Below are 13,723 nucleotides of genomic sequence, written 5' to 3' on the forward strand. Positions count from 1 at the left end.
CATATCATGGCTGAAGACGAGGTCCTGCCCCTTCCGACCAGCGGCGAAACCTTCCTGCCGGTCGGCTTACGCGCCTGCCTGGTTGAAGACTTCGAGTACTGCCCAGACCTTTGGTTAGAGTTCCCAGAGTACTCTTCTAGCGGGTTTGAATTGGCGCTGGACTTGTTCAACGAAGCCCACAGCCTGCCCGATACCGCGACGCTCTACCAAGATCGAAAGTGGCGGCTCACCGATTCCTGCGGGCTGGGACTGGCCAGGGCCTGCGCCCGGGCGGCCTGGGAGTGGAAACACGGTTTTCGCAACCAGCCTGTCGATCCCGTCCACGCCATGAGGTTCTACACATTTGCCTGCCTGCTCGGGGACGGCGCAGGGTGTAGCGAGGCTGGCGACGCCGCACGAAGTGGGGTCGGCACGTCGAAAGACCTGGGGATGGCCACCCAGTACTACAGCTACGCTTGCCAACTGGCCTATCCCCCAGGGTGTCAAAGCCTGGCCGGGATGCACAGACGCGGGGAAATCGCCGCTGACCTGCCTTTGGCGCGCAAGCTGGAGCGGTTTGTCTGCGACTCTGGTTGGGGCTGCGTCATCTATGCGGACATGCTGGTCCAGGGCGTCGGGGGCGCGCGGGACATGACCCTGGCCCGGCAGCTCCTGCAGGCCGAGTGCGACCGCCTCGGCACCTCAACCACCGCCTGCAACAGCCTGGCGCGACTTGGCGGCTAGGTCCCTTTCGCAGGGCTGATCGACGGCTCAAGCCTGCGGTGGACCATTTTGCCGCAGTGCAGCATCTTGCTGACCACGGAGGATTCTCGTACTGGAGGCGCCCACGCGTACTTACCGTAACAGTCGTCACACCCACCGCGTGGGTGACGCGACATGCCCCCAGAGTCGATCCCGGAGTCCTCCCCCGCCATGTCGGCCGCCCGTGCTGTTCAGGCTCTGCCAACGCCCAACGCCGCGCCCCGCCAGACGACGTCTCAGGTGGCGCGGGCGACCCGCGTCCTCGTGGTGGATGACTCTGCGGTCATTCGGATTCTGCTGGACGATGTGCTGAGCGCCCTGGGCTACGAGGTGCAGGTAGCTGAGGACGGGGTCAGTGCCCTGGCCATGATGGCGGCCTCCCGCCCCGACGTGGTGCTCACCGACCTCAATATGCCTCAGATGGACGGATTTGCCCTACTGGCCGCCATGCGCGACCTACCAGACCTGGCGACCCTGCCCGTGGTGGTCATCTCCAGCGAGGATGGAGAGGCCAAGCAGGCCCGAGGCAAGGCCGAAGGCGTGGCCGGCTGGATCGTCAAACCCTTCGAACCCGCAGAACTGATCGAAGCCCTCTGGCGTCTGGACCTTTGAGGCCCTGGGATCAGCCCGGACGAGGGCTTGTCCTCCCAAGCGTCCGCAACAGACCAGCATCTTTTCTGCGACCCCCTCGCAAGACCTGTGGCATGCTGGCGTGATGTCGGTGCCGAGCGATCCCGAACCACGGCCAGAGGAAGCCGCCGCGCCGCCCCCGACGCTCGCGCCAGGCGCGACCCTGCTTTATCGGCTGGTGGGCTTTCTCGCCCTGGGACTTGGCATTCTGGGCGCATTTCTGCCCCTGATGCCCACCACCATATTCCTGATCATTGCCGCGTGGGCCTTCGGCAAGAGCGCCCCCAAGCTGCGGGCCAGACTCTATGCGCATAAGCGGTTCGGCCCGACCCTGCGCGCCTGGGACCAGAAGGGTGCGATCCCGCCACGCGCCAAGCTCGCCGCCGTCATTGGCATGGGCCTGAGCCTGGTTTTGGTGATGCTGACCGCTACCACGCCCTGGGTTCCCATGGCCGCGGGCGTGGTCCTGACGCTCTGCGCCCTCTATGTGCTGACCCGACCCTCCGCCTGATCATCGTCCGGCGTAACGCCAAATCGGCGGCGCAGGTGCTTGGCCCGGCTGGCGATGGCCCTACGCTCAGCATCATCCAACCTGGCGAGGTTCTTGTAGGGCAGGGCCATCCGCGGATTGGCCGCCAGACGCGCGGCGTTCCGGTCCAGGAAGTCCCAATAGAGACTGTTGAACGGGCACGCCACATCCCCCAGCCGCGCCTTCACGTCATAGGCGCAACCCGAACAATAATCGCTCATCCGGCTGATATAGGCCCCGCTGGCCGCATAGGGCTTGGAGCCCACAATTCCGCCATCGGCATAGGTGGCCATGCCATGGGTGTTCGGGGCCTCCACCCATTCGTAGGCGTCGGCATAGACTCCCAGATACCAGGCATTGATCTCTGCCGGTGCCACGCCCAGCAGCATGGCGAGATTGCCGGTGACCATCAGCCGCTGGATGTGGTGGGCATAGGCATGGGCCTGGGTTTCTTCGACCACAGCCCGCACACAGGCCATGTCGGTCTTTCCCGTCCAGTAGAAGTCCGGCAGATGCCCTGTGGCGTTCAGGGCATTGGTCGCCAGATAGCCTGGCATCTTCAGCCAATAGATCCCGCGGACAAATTCCCGCCAGCCGAGGATCTGTCGGATGAACCCCTCCACGGCGTTGAGCGGTGCCCGGCCTGAACGCCACTCTGCCTCAGCCCGCCGGCAGAGATCCAGGGGGTCGAGGAGGCCAAGGTTGAGGGCCGCCGACAGCCGCCCATGCCAGAGCCAGGGTTCACCAGCGGCCATGGCGTCCTGGTGGTCCCCAAAGCCTGGTAGGATATCGGCGAAGAAGTGGTCAGCCAGGGCCTCAGCCTCCTCGGCATTGGTCGCCCAGCCAAAAGCTGACAGGTCACCGAAGCCCTTCGGCCTCAAGGCTGCGATCTCGGCGATCACCCCCTGGGTCACAGGATTGGGCGCAATGATCCGCCGGGCCGGGGGGCGCACCCCTTTGGGCAGCCGCCGCCGGTTTTCAGCATCGAAGTTCCAGCGGCCGCCTGCCGGCTGGTCTGCCGTCATCAGAAGGCCGTGACGGCGGCGCATGTCCCGGTAGAAGAACTCCATCCGCAGCTCCCGCCGCCCCGCCGCCCAGCGGGCAAAGGTCGCCAGGTCGCAAAGATAACGGTCATCGGCCAGACGCTGCAGAGGTTGGGCCAGGGTCAGCGCCAGGTCATCAAACCCCTGCTCCAGCCGCCATTCCCCCGACCGGGTGACCCAGACCTCATGGGGGGCCAGGTCTTGCGCGGCGCGCCGCACCTCACCCGTCAGGCTTCCCGCGTTACGGGGATCATCGTGGCGCACATACCGCACCCTGAACCCGCCCTCGCGCAGGCGATCGGCATGCTGGCGCATGGCGGCAAAGACCATGGCCACCTTCTGGCGATGATGTGGCGCGTAGGACATCTCCTCGGCCACTTCGGCCATCAGCACCACATCGCCCTCAGGGTCGGCGTCGCGGAGGGATGAGAGCCGGTGGGGGGGCGAAAGCTGGTCCCCCAGCACCAGGATGAGGCGCCTCACCATGGGACCGGCTGTCCGTCCCAGGCGAAAAAGCCGCCACTGTCGCCAGCCGTGAGGCCCGCAAGGACCTCAAGCAGACGCTCAGCGGCAAACTCCGGGGTAAACAGCGCCTCCCCGCTCACCCCGGCCTGAAAGGGCGCACTCAAGCCCGTATCCACAGTCCCAGGATGCAGGGCGACGCAGATGGCCTGGGGTCTCTGGCGGGCCAGCTCAATGGCCAGGGTGTGGATCAACTGGTTCAGGGCGGCCTTGGAGGCCCGATAGCCGTACCAGCCTCCCAGATGATTATCGCCGATGCTGCCCACGCGAGCCGACAGGGCGGCAAAGACGCAGGGCCGGTCCCGGGGCAGACGGGGCAGGAAATGCTTAGCGGCCATGGCGGGGCCCACGGCATTGGCGGCAAACGCCGCCATCAGCGCCTCGGCCTCCAGGTGACGCCAGGACTTCTCCGGGGGGCGTCCTGCGATATGCAGACGGCCGGTGGTCACCAGGACCCGGTCGAGGGGAACCTCAGGATCCAGGCTGTCGGCGGCCCGCAGGATTGAGGACTCGTCTTCAAGATCAATGGGTCTCCACATCACGCCGGAGGGCAGCGTCTCAGGACGACTGCGGGAGAGGGCCAGGACAGGCCCCGCATTCGGCTGCGCCGCCAGCCGCGCCACCAGGGCGGCCCCGATACCGCCGGCGGCCCCGATAATCACTGATGCGCCCATGAGCCCTCACGCCTTGCGGCCACGGCCGCCACGACCGCCACGGCCAAACTACGCTCGACAAGGCTGGATTGATGCGCTTCACCGGCTGAAACCCATATCGGGGTGCCAAAAAGTCGCAGGCGCTTGAATTTTCGCCCGGCAAACCAATTTGTTGGAGGCGCGAGGCGGCACCCCCCCACGACTGTTGAAAGACAGTTCGCCCGCCCCGCGCAGGGCGCGCCGGGCGTGAGACTGAGACGCTTCTCTCCCCCCAAGCCCCGTCCGGACTTCGTCGGGCGCGCCCCATCCTGGTTTCTGTAGCCGCCCGTGATCTAGGGCGGCGCTGCGGCCAGGATTTCCCGCTTACCTGCGTGATTGGCCGGGCTGACCACGCCCTCCTGCTCCATACGCTCAATGAGCGAGGCCGCCCGGTTGTAGCCGATCTGCAGCCGGCGCTGGACATAGCTGGTCGAGGCCTTGCCATCCCGGGTGACCACGGCCACAGCCCGATCATAGAGATCATCCCCAGACCCACCGCCGGTGCCGAAGTCGTCGCCGCCGCCGTCTTCGTCATCGCCGCCTGCAGTCACGTCCTCGACATACTGAGGTGCGCCCTGGGCCCGCAGGAACTTGGCGACCGACTCGACCTCCTCATCGGAGACAAAGGGACCATGCAGGCGGGTGATACGACCGCCGCCGGCCATGTAGAGCATGTCACCTTGGCCCAGCAGCTGCTCGCCGCCCTGCTCGCCCAGGATCGTGCGGGAGTCGATCTTGGACGTGACCTGGAAGGAAATCCGCGTCGGGAAGTTGGCCTTGATGGTGCCGGTGATCACATCGACCGAAGGCCGCTGCGTGGCCATGATCAGGTGGATGCCCGCCGCACGGGCCATCTGGGCCAGGCGCTGGACGGCGCCTTCCACATCCTTGCCCGCCACCAGCATCAGGTCGGCCACCTCATCGATGACCACCACCAGATAGGGCATCGGCTTGGGATCAATCCGTTCGCTCTCGTAGACGGCACGACCTGAGTCATCGAAGCCGGTCTGCACGGTGCGCTCGAAATGCTCGCCCTTGGCCGCAGCCTCCTTGGCGCGCTCGTTGTAGGAGGCGACATTGCGCACGCCGATCTTGGACATCAGGCGATAGCGGTCCTCCATCTCGCGCACGGTCCATTTGAGCGCGACGATGGCCTTCTTCGGGTCGGTGACCACAGGCGCCAGCAGATGGGGAATGCCGTCATAGACCGACAGCTCCAGCATCTTCGGGTCGATCATGATGAACCGGCACTGGTCAGGTGCCAGCCGGTAGAGGATCGACAGGATCATGGCGTTGACCCCCACCGACTTGCCCGAGCCAGTGGTGCCGGCGATCAGCAGGTGAGGCATCTTTGACAGATCAGCGATGTAGGGCTCGCCGCCGATATTCTCGCCGAGCGCCATGGGCAAGGCGAGGGTGGAGCGCTCATATTCCGGGCTGGCCAGCAGGTCGCGCAGATAGACTGTCTCGCGCTTCTGGTTGGGCAGTTCGATGCCGATGGCGTTTCGACCGGGCACCACAGCGACGCGACAGGCCGCAACGCTCATGGAGCGAGCGATATCGTCAGACAGTGCCACGACCCGGGCTGACTTCACCCCCGGGGCCGGGACGAGTTCATAGAGGGTGACGACGGGACCTGGGCGGATCTGGTCGATCTGCCCGCGGACGCCGAACTCGGCCAGAACGCCCTCCAGCAGTTGGGCGTTCTGGCGCAGAGCGCCCTCATCAAATGCGGCCGCCCGGGGCTTGGGCTTGGCCAGCATGGAAAGTTCAGGCAGCGAGAAGCCATCCGGGCGGACGAAGTCAAACACCCCCTGGTTCTCACGGCTTTCGCGCGAGGAGTCCCGCGGCGGGGTCTTGGGCGCGCGGATGCTCAGCCCTGAAGCCGGCTCCATAGGTTCGGGCTCGACCTCGCCCTCGGGCTGGTGGGTGACGGGCAAAGGCTGGCCCACAGACGGGGCCGACCTGTCGGCGGGCTGGGCGGCGCGGCGCGCCCGGGCGGCCCGGGCCGGCGCAGGGGGCGGCGGGGGCTCAATCTCGATCCGCGGACGGGGCGTGAGCGCCTGGGCCAGCCCCTCGGCCAAGGCCGAGAGGTTCACCCGCCGGATGCCAAGCGCATACGCCAAGGCGACCGCGCCTGCCGTTCCAAGACCAAGGGCTGCGAGAGGCCGCGCCAGGGGAATCTGGGCAAAGTCCAGCACCCCGGCGAGGCCTGCCAGAATGCCATGCCCCCAAAAGCCGCCAAGCCCCTTGGCCAGGGGCCAGAGGGCTGGCGGGGCAGGCCAGGCCAAGAGGGCCGCCAGACAAAGCGCGCCAATGACGCCCACCCCGGCCCGCAGGCGCAGGTCGGTGCGGCTGGCGTCGGGGTCGGGAGACAGGGCGCGGGACAGGCCAAACAGCACCATCATCAATGCCCCCAGGGCCGCCGCCAGACCCAGGGACTGGATGGCAATATCGGCGATGGTCGCCCCAGGGCGACCTAGGACGTTCAGAGGAGACTGAGGCGTTGCGGCGTTCAGGCTGGGGTCGGCGGCATTGTAGGTCGCCAGGGCCAAAGCCACGGCGATTCCCGCCGCCGCCAGCACACCACCGCGCAGGCGCGCGGTCAGGGGATGGGTCCATGCCAGCCGGGCGATATACAGCCCAAGCTCCAGACCAGACTTTCGCACCGCCCGCGCCATGGGGCCTCCAAATCGACTGGCGAACATCTATGGCCGCGGAGGGTTAAGAGGCGTTTACCCCGTGACAACCCGCTCCGCGTGCTCTGCGGCACACGAGGCTCGCTCTCGGTGATGATCGCGCTTCCGCTTCCGCCCGGGCCGCACTAGGTTTCGGCCCATGTGGACCATGCCTCACCCCGTCCTGCGCCTTGTGGCGATTCTGTTGCTGACCTGCGCGGTCGGCGCCTTTGTGCTCGGCATCCTGGGGGCCGAGCCCCGGGGTGGACGCCTGCCAGGTGAAGGCCTTGCGGAGGGCGCAGGGTCTGCGCCCATGAGCGCGACCGACGCCCAGGCCCTGGACCTTGCCGCGCCTGAACCGCCGCCGGTGGTGGTCATCGAGGAGACCGCCGAGACCCCGGCGCCTGCAGCCCCTGCAGAGCCTGCCCCGTCCGATCCACAGACGCCGGCCCTGCAGGTTCCCGACGAACCCGCACCAGCCCCTCGCGCCCCCGCCCCAACGGCACCAGCCCCCAAGGCACCCACGCCCCCAGCCAATGGCGACGCCATCGGCGATCTGGTGGACGGGCTGAGCGAGCAGCCCCCCTTCTGAGGGCTTGAGGCGGCGTGAAAGGCCGGCCTACGGGATAGGGGGAGGATCGTCGGCGGCGGCCACATCGGGCTGCGCCAGGGGCGGTCTCCCCCTGTCGCGGTACTTGATGGTCTCGGGGGCGGTCACCCCCGCCGAGACCACAAACTGAATCGCTTCATTCAGGGTCCAGTCCAGCCAGACCAGCCGCTCCACCGGCACAATCTCCACATAGCCAGATGTCGGATTGGGTGTGGTGGGCACATAGACCGCCGCCAGTTCTTCGCCGGTGTCGGCCGCGGTGAAGATCTGGGTCACCAGACCGACCGTTTTCATTTCCTCAGACGGAAACTCGATCAGCACCACCTTCTGGGCCTTTTCCATGGGCGACTGGAAGCTGGTGATAAGCTTCTGGGCTGAGGAATAGATCGTGCGGCCGATGGGAATGCGGCTGATGGCGTCATCCACCGCCTTACCCACCGCCCGGCCGGCCGCACCTCGGGCCAGCGTCCCGACAACCGTCAGGATCACCAGGGCGACGAGGATCTCCAGGATTGTGGTTGCCACCCCGCGCTCGCCGTCGCCGCCGCCCCAGGCCGTCAGGGGCCCGATCACCAAAGCCCCCAGCAGAGCCGCCAGCTTGGCCAGCAGCCACAGCGCCCAGACCGTCAGGGCCAGGGGAGCCAGGGTGATGGCTCCCACCGCCAGGGTCTGGGGCCAACGGATCAGCGTCTGTCGAAGGGCGGGGTCCATGGGCTGCGACTCTCTCGTATGGGTAAGTCAGGCTTACCTAAACGCAGCCGCAGCCCTTCGGAACCATGGCGAAGTTATGCCGCGCCCGGTGCCACGCCATGGGCCGCGAAGTGGGCCAGCATCCGCGCCCACCCGTCCTTGGCCGCAGCCGCGTCATAAGCCGAGCGATAGTCGGCATGGAAGCCGTGCTGGGACTCCGGATAGACGATGATCTGGCTGTCGGTCTTGCCGGCAGCCGCCAGGGCAGCACGCATCTGTTCCACGTGCTCCAGGGGGATGCCCTGGTCCTGGCCGGCATAGAGGCCCAGCACAGGGGCAGAGATCTGGCCGGCCAGGTCCACCGGCCACTGACGGCCATCAGCGGGCGCGTCGGCAGGTCTTGCCAGGCGCCCGTACCAGGCCACCCCGGCCTTGAACAGGTTCAGCTTTTGGCTGGCCTGCCAGGTGATGTTGCCCCCCCAACAGAAGCCGGTGATCGCTGCCGCGTCGGTCCGGGCGTAAGGCTGGGTGCTGAGGAAGGCCATGGCGGCTGACACATCGCCCATCACCTGGTCGTCGGTGGCGGTGGCGACAATCTTCCGAATCTCGGCAAAGTCTGTGAGCCCGGAGGGATCGCCGGCCCGGGCGAAGAAGTCCGGGGCCAGGGCGACATAGCCCAGCTGCGCCAGTCGGCGGCAGACATCGCGGATGTACTCGTGAATGCCAAAGATTTCCGACACCACGATCACCACGGGAAAGGCCCCGTCCGCAGCCGGCCGCGCCAGATAGGCCGGGATCTGGGCGTCGGCTGGGGACAGCTGGACGGTCTCAGTGATCAAGCCGGCATCGGGGGTGGTGATCGGCTCGGCCTTTGCCGACAGGGCAAAGACCGCATAGCCGCCGAGGGCGGCAACTGCGAGGCCCCGGCGCGACAGGTTCAGATCTGACGGCTGGGTCCCCTCAGGGCGAGTCAAGGTGGTCATGGCGTCCTCCATTATCCGGTTGCGGTGATCCTGCGGGCCAACCTCAGGGGAGTCCAGGGTTCAGCCGGGTCCTGGGCTGGCCCGGCGCAGAGTCAGGTTGATTCGTCCGCCGCCCGGGGTCAGACGCGAAGATCCCGCCAGGACGCGATCGATCCCATGATGGGCCAGACGGGCATCCCCGGTCAGGATGCAAACATCACCAGAGGCCAGCCGCACCGAGGTAGTGGGATCGCGGCGGTTCACACCGCCGATCCGAAACACCGCCGTGTCCCCCAGGGAGACTGAGAGCACCGGGAAGCTGAAATCGGCCTCGTCCCTGTCCTGGTGCAGGCCCATCCGCGCGCCGTCCCGGTAGAGATTGACCAGGCAGGCGTCCGGGGGTGCCGTTGCCCCGGCCACCTGATCCCAGAGCTTGAGCAAGGCTGCAGGAATGTCCGGCCAGGGCGCTCCGGTCACCGGATGGGTCGGCTGATAGCGATAGCCCAGCGCGTCGGTGACCCAGCCGAGGGGGCCGAAATTGGTCATCTCCACGCTCATCGGCTTTCCGCCAGGCGTCATCGGCCGGTAGAGCGGCGCAACCTCCACCCGGCGCAGCACCTCGGTCAGCAGGCTGGCCTGGGCCTCGGCGTCCAAGGCTCCTGGCAGGAGTCGAAATCCGGTTTGCGTCAGAGGCACCATCGGGCTCCATATAGGGCGTAATGATCGCCCGCGCGCCCTCGCCTCACCTTGCCTTGCGACCGCTGACGGCGGGGGAAATCGCCCTGGCCCACGAGGTGTTCGGCCACGGGCTCGAGCCGCGTCGGGTGCGAATCCTGGTCCAGCCCCTCTGGCCCCGGGCCTTTGCGGCCGGCGCGCGGCTGATGGTCTTTCCCCGTAAGGCTTCAGCTGCAGATTTCTCCTCAGCCCCCCTGGGACTGCAGGGCCTTTTCATCCATGAACTGACCCATGTCTGGCAGGCCCAACAGGGGGTCGGCCTGCTGTGGGCCAAGCTCAGATGTGGCGATGGGCCAGAGGCCTACGCCTATGACCTGGGTGCCGGTCGCGGCTTTGGTGAGCTGAATATCGAGCAGCAGGCCATGGTTGTGCAGCACGCCTTTCTGGCCCGGCGCAAGGCCATAACCCCGTTCCCAGCCTTGGCCTATGGGGCTTTCCTGGCCGGCCTTTGCACAACCCCCGGGGATAAACCCCGGATTCTTTAGGGGCATTGGGGTTGTAGCGGCGACCAGGAGCCCCATATCGCGACTCGACGGCGGTGCCCTGTTTGGGCTAACCGCCCGAGACCCTTTTTCGATCGGGGGCGGTGACAAGAACCGGGGCGCTTCACTAGAAGGCCCACACGCGCCGTCCGCCAAACAAGAGCGAGCAGGACTCGATATGAGCAAGATTATCGGTATCGACCTCGGCACCACCAATTCGTGCGTGGCCATCATGGACGGCAAGACGCCGAAAGTGATCGAGAACGCCGAGGGCGCCCGCACCACCCCCTCAGTGGTTGCCATCCTCGACGATGGCGAACGCCTCGTCGGCCAGCCGGCCAAGCGCCAGGCGGTGACCAACCCCTCCAACACCCTCTTCGCCATCAAGCGCCTGATCGGCCGCCAGTATGGGGACCCGACGGTGGAGAAGGACAAGGGCATGGTGCCCTATGACATCGTCAAAGGCCCCGGCGGCGACGCCTGGGTCCGGGCCCATAACAAGGATTACTCCCCCCAGCAGATCTCGGCCTTCATCCTTCAGAAAATGAAGGAAGCCGCCGAGCAGCACCTGGGCGAGAAGGTCGAGAAGGCGGTCATCACCGTCCCGGCCTATTTCAATGACGCCCAGCGGCAGGCCACCAAGGACGCCGGCAAGATCGCCGGTCTGGAAGTCCTGCGGATCATCAACGAGCCCACCGCAGCAGCGCTCGCCTACGGTCTTGAGAAGAACGACGGCAAGAAGATCGCGGTCTACGACCTGGGCGGCGGCACCTTCGACGTGTCCATTTTGGAAATCGGCGACGGCGTCTTCGAGGTGAAGGCCACCAATGGCGACACCTTCCTCGGCGGCGAAGATTTCGACCTGCGGATCGTCAACTACCTGGCGGACGAGTTCAAAAAAGAGAACTCCGTCGACCTGCGCAACGACAAGCTGGCCCTCCAGCGCCTGAAGGAAGAGGCCGAGAAGGCCAAGAAGGAGCTGTCCTCGACCGCCCAGTACGAGGTGAACCTGCCCTTCATCTCGATGAATGCGTCGGGTCCGCTGCACCTGAACATCAAGCTCTCCCGCGCCAAGCTGGAAGCCCTGGTGGAAGACCTGGTGGCCCGCACCATCGGTCCCTGTGACCAGGCCCTGAAGGATGCTGGCCTCAAAAAATCTGACATCGACGAAGTGATCCTGGTGGGCGGCATGACCCGCATGCCCAAGGTCGCCGAAGCGGTGAAGGAGTTCTTCGGCCGTGAACCCCACAAGGGCGTGAACCCGGACGAGGTCGTGGCGCTGGGCGCTGCGGTCCAGGCCGGGGTGCTGCAGGGCGACGTCAAGGACGTGCTGCTGCTCGACGTGACCCCCCTGACGCTCGGCATCGAGACCCTGGGCGGGGTCTTCACCCCACTGATCGAGCGCAACACCACCATCCCCACCAAACGCTCGCAGACCTTCTCCACCGCTGACGACAACCAGTCTGCAGTGACCATCCGGGTCTTCCAGGGCGAACGCCCCCTGGCAGCCCACAACAAGATGCTGGGTCAGTTCGACCTGGTCGGCATCCCGCCAGCGCCCCGGGGCGTGCCCCAGGTCGAGGTCACCTTCGACATCGACGCCAACGGCATCGTCAATGTCCAGGCCCGCGACAAGGCCACGGCCAAGGAGCAGTCGATCCGCATCCAGGCCAATGGCGGCCTGTCGGACGCCGACATCGAGGCCATGGTCAAGGAAGCTGAAGCCAATCGGGCCGAGGACGAGAAGCGCAAGGCCGTCGTCGAGGCCAGGAACCAGGGCGAGGCGGTGGTCCACTCCACCGAAAAAGCCATGGCTGAACACGGAGACAAGGTCTCCGGCGACGACAAGACAGCGATCGAAACCGCCCTGGCTGACCTGAAGTCGGTTCTGGACGGGGAAGACGCCGAGGCGATCTCCACCAAGACCCAGACCCTGATCCAGGCCTCCATGAAGCTCGGCGAGGCCATGTATGCGGCTCAGCAGGGCGGTGCGGGCGAGGCCCAGCCTGACGCAGCCGGCGACGACGTGGTCGACGCAGAGTTTGAAGAAGTCGACGGCGACGACAAGAAGTCGGCGTGAGCCTGCGCCCTGCGGGGCGCGGCCTGGCCCTTCGCCGGATGGCGGGGCCAGGCGCGCCATCCCAAGGCTCCGGCGTTGAGCGCCCCCGGTTAACCCTCCACCTTGCGGCGGACCGGGGGCGTGCCCACCTCAATTTCCACACTCATTCAGACATCTGACGCGCATGCGGGACTATTACGAGATCCTGGGCGTGAGCCGCGGCAGCGATGACGCCACGCTCAAGGCCGCCTATCGCAAGCTGGCGATGGAGCATCATCCCGACCGCAATGGCGGCTGCGAGGACTCCGCCACCCGTTTCAAGGAGATCAACGAGGCCTATTCGGTCCTCTCTGACGCTCAGAAGCGTGCGGCCTATGACCGGTTTGGCCACGCCGGTGTGAACGGCGGCGGCGGCGGCGGCCCCGGCGGGGCTGGCTTTACCGACGTGCACGACATCTTCAACGAAGTGTTTGGCGATGCCTTTGGCGACATGTTCGGCCAGGGGGGCCGCGGCCGACGCAGCGGACCGGCCAGGGGCCAGGACCTGCGCTATGATCTGGAAATCACCCTTGAACAGGCCTTCGCCGGTGCCGAGGTGGAGATCGTGGTCCCCGCCGCCATCACCTGCGAGGCTTGTGATGGCTCCGGTGCCAAGCCTGGCACCAGCCCGACTGTGTGCGGCGGCTGCGGCGGCGCGGGCCGCGTACGGGCTACCCAGGGCTTTTTCGCCGTGGAGCGCACCTGCCCCCGCTGCGGCGGTTCTGGCCGGCTGATCCTTGAGCCCTGCACGACCTGCCATGGCCATGGACAGGTGCGCAAGGAACGCACCCTGCAGGTACGCATCCCTGCAGGCGTCGATGACGGCTCCCGTATCCGTCTGGCTGGGGAGGGTGATGCCGGCGGCCGTGGCGGCCCCCGGGGCGACCTCTACCTGTTCCTGTCGGTGACCCCGCACGAACTGTTCGAGCGCGATGGCCTGGATCTGCTCTGCACCGTACCTGTTCCCATGGCCGTCGCGGTCCTGGGCGGCGAGATCGAGGCCCCCTGCCTCATGGGCGGGGAGGACTGCGATGGCCACTGCAAGATCCCAGTGAATGTCCCGGAGGGTGCCCAGACCGGCAAGACCCTGCGCCTGAAGGGCAAGGGCATGCCCTCCCTGCGTTCGCGCGAGCGCGGCAACCTGGTGGTGGAAATCTTCGTCGAGACGCCCACCCGCCTCAGCCCCCGCCAGAAGGAGCTGATGGCCGAGTTCGCCGCCCTCAGCGGCGAGCAGACCCATCCCAAGTCCTCGTCCTTCGTCGGCAAGGCCAAGCGGTTCTGGGAAGAGATGACCGGCGGCTGAGGGGCCTG

At 66.7% G+C, this 13,723-nt stretch carries 12 protein-coding genes and 1 pseudogene; 7 read left to right on the forward strand and 6 right to left on the reverse strand.

Going from position 1 to position 13,723, the window contains the following annotated elements; all coding sequences use genetic code 11:
- From MH112_RS10140 to MH112_RS10150, 3 genes and pseudogenes are all read left to right on the forward strand, one after another.
- A pseudogene (locus MH112_RS10140) lies at nt 1–723 on the forward strand (hypothetical protein); the annotation flags it as partial.
- A gap of 153 nt (nt 724–876) precedes the next feature.
- Nucleotides 877–1,353 carry a response regulator gene (locus MH112_RS10145; RefSeq protein ID WP_296567300.1) on the forward strand — a complete coding sequence of 159 codons (477 nt, stop codon included), beginning with the start codon at nt 877–879 and terminating at the stop codon, nt 1,351–1,353.
- A gap of 103 nt (nt 1,354–1,456) precedes the next feature.
- Complete coding sequence (locus tag MH112_RS10150) at nt 1,457–1,882, forward strand: YbaN family protein (RefSeq protein ID WP_296567302.1); 426 nt, start codon at nt 1,457–1,459, stop codon at nt 1,880–1,882.
- Here MH112_RS10150 and MH112_RS10155 read toward each other — a convergent pair.
- From MH112_RS10155 to MH112_RS10165, 3 genes are all read right to left on the reverse strand, one after another.
- Nucleotides 1,855–3,429, reverse strand: a complete 1,575-nt coding sequence (locus MH112_RS10155; protein WP_296567304.1) for a cryptochrome/photolyase family protein — start codon at nt 3,427–3,429, stop codon at nt 1,855–1,857. The genes MH112_RS10150 and MH112_RS10155 overlap by 28 nt on opposite strands.
- Nucleotides 3,423–4,139, reverse strand: coding sequence for an SDR family NAD(P)-dependent oxidoreductase (locus MH112_RS10160; protein WP_296567305.1), 717 nt, complete (start codon nt 4,137–4,139; stop codon nt 3,423–3,425). The genes MH112_RS10155 and MH112_RS10160 overlap by 7 nt, the downstream gene beginning before the upstream one ends.
- A gap of 311 nt (nt 4,140–4,450) precedes the next feature.
- A complete protein-coding gene (locus MH112_RS10165; RefSeq protein ID WP_296567308.1) occupies nt 4,451–6,838 on the reverse strand; it encodes a DNA translocase FtsK 4TM domain-containing protein in 2,388 nt (795 codons plus the stop codon).
- Between the two features lie 157 nt (nt 6,839–6,995).
- Here MH112_RS10165 and MH112_RS10170 point away from each other — a divergent pair, with 157 nt between their 5' ends.
- Nucleotides 6,996–7,427 (forward strand): hypothetical protein, encoded by a 432-nt coding sequence (locus MH112_RS10170; RefSeq protein WP_296567310.1) that lies wholly within the window; start codon nt 6,996–6,998, stop codon nt 7,425–7,427.
- Between the two features lie 27 nt (nt 7,428–7,454).
- On the opposite strand, the gene MH112_RS10175 is transcribed toward MH112_RS10170, so the two are convergent.
- From MH112_RS10175 to MH112_RS10185, 3 genes are all read right to left on the reverse strand, one after another.
- Nucleotides 7,455–8,156 (reverse strand): DUF502 domain-containing protein, encoded by a 702-nt coding sequence (locus tag MH112_RS10175; RefSeq protein ID WP_296567313.1) that lies wholly within the window; start codon nt 8,154–8,156, stop codon nt 7,455–7,457.
- A 74-nt stretch (nt 8,157–8,230) separates the two neighbouring features.
- The gene (locus MH112_RS10180; RefSeq protein ID WP_296567317.1) at nt 8,231–9,118 is read right to left on the reverse strand and encodes a dienelactone hydrolase family protein; all 888 of its coding nucleotides are present in this window, start codon (nt 9,116–9,118) and stop codon (nt 8,231–8,233) included.
- Nucleotides 9,119–9,178: 60 nt separating this feature from the next.
- Nucleotides 9,179–9,796 carry an alpha-ketoglutarate-dependent dioxygenase AlkB gene (locus tag MH112_RS10185; protein ID WP_296567320.1) on the reverse strand — a complete coding sequence of 206 codons (618 nt, stop codon included), beginning with the start codon at nt 9,794–9,796 and terminating at the stop codon, nt 9,179–9,181.
- Nucleotides 9,797–9,816: 20 nt separating this feature from the next.
- Here MH112_RS10185 and MH112_RS10190 point away from each other — a divergent pair, with 20 nt between their 5' ends.
- The 3 genes from MH112_RS10190 (at nt 9,817) to dnaJ (ending at nt 13,715) form a co-directional block, all read left to right on the forward strand.
- The gene (locus MH112_RS10190) at nt 9,817–10,317 is read left to right on the forward strand and encodes a hypothetical protein (RefSeq protein ID WP_296567323.1); all 501 of its coding nucleotides are present in this window, start codon (nt 9,817–9,819) and stop codon (nt 10,315–10,317) included.
- A 175-nt stretch (nt 10,318–10,492) separates the two neighbouring features.
- A complete protein-coding gene (dnaK, locus tag MH112_RS10195; protein WP_296567326.1) occupies nt 10,493–12,394 on the forward strand; it encodes a molecular chaperone DnaK in 1,902 nt (633 codons plus the stop codon).
- 163 nt (nt 12,395–12,557) lie between these two features.
- Complete coding sequence (gene dnaJ / locus MH112_RS10200) at nt 12,558–13,715, forward strand: molecular chaperone DnaJ (protein ID WP_296567328.1); 1,158 nt, start codon at nt 12,558–12,560, stop codon at nt 13,713–13,715.
- The last annotated feature ends 8 nt before the right edge of the window (nt 13,716–13,723 follow it).

This window comes from Phenylobacterium sp., from assembly GCF_022402485.1.
Classification (GTDB): domain Bacteria; phylum Pseudomonadota; class Alphaproteobacteria; order Caulobacterales; family Caulobacteraceae; genus Phenylobacterium.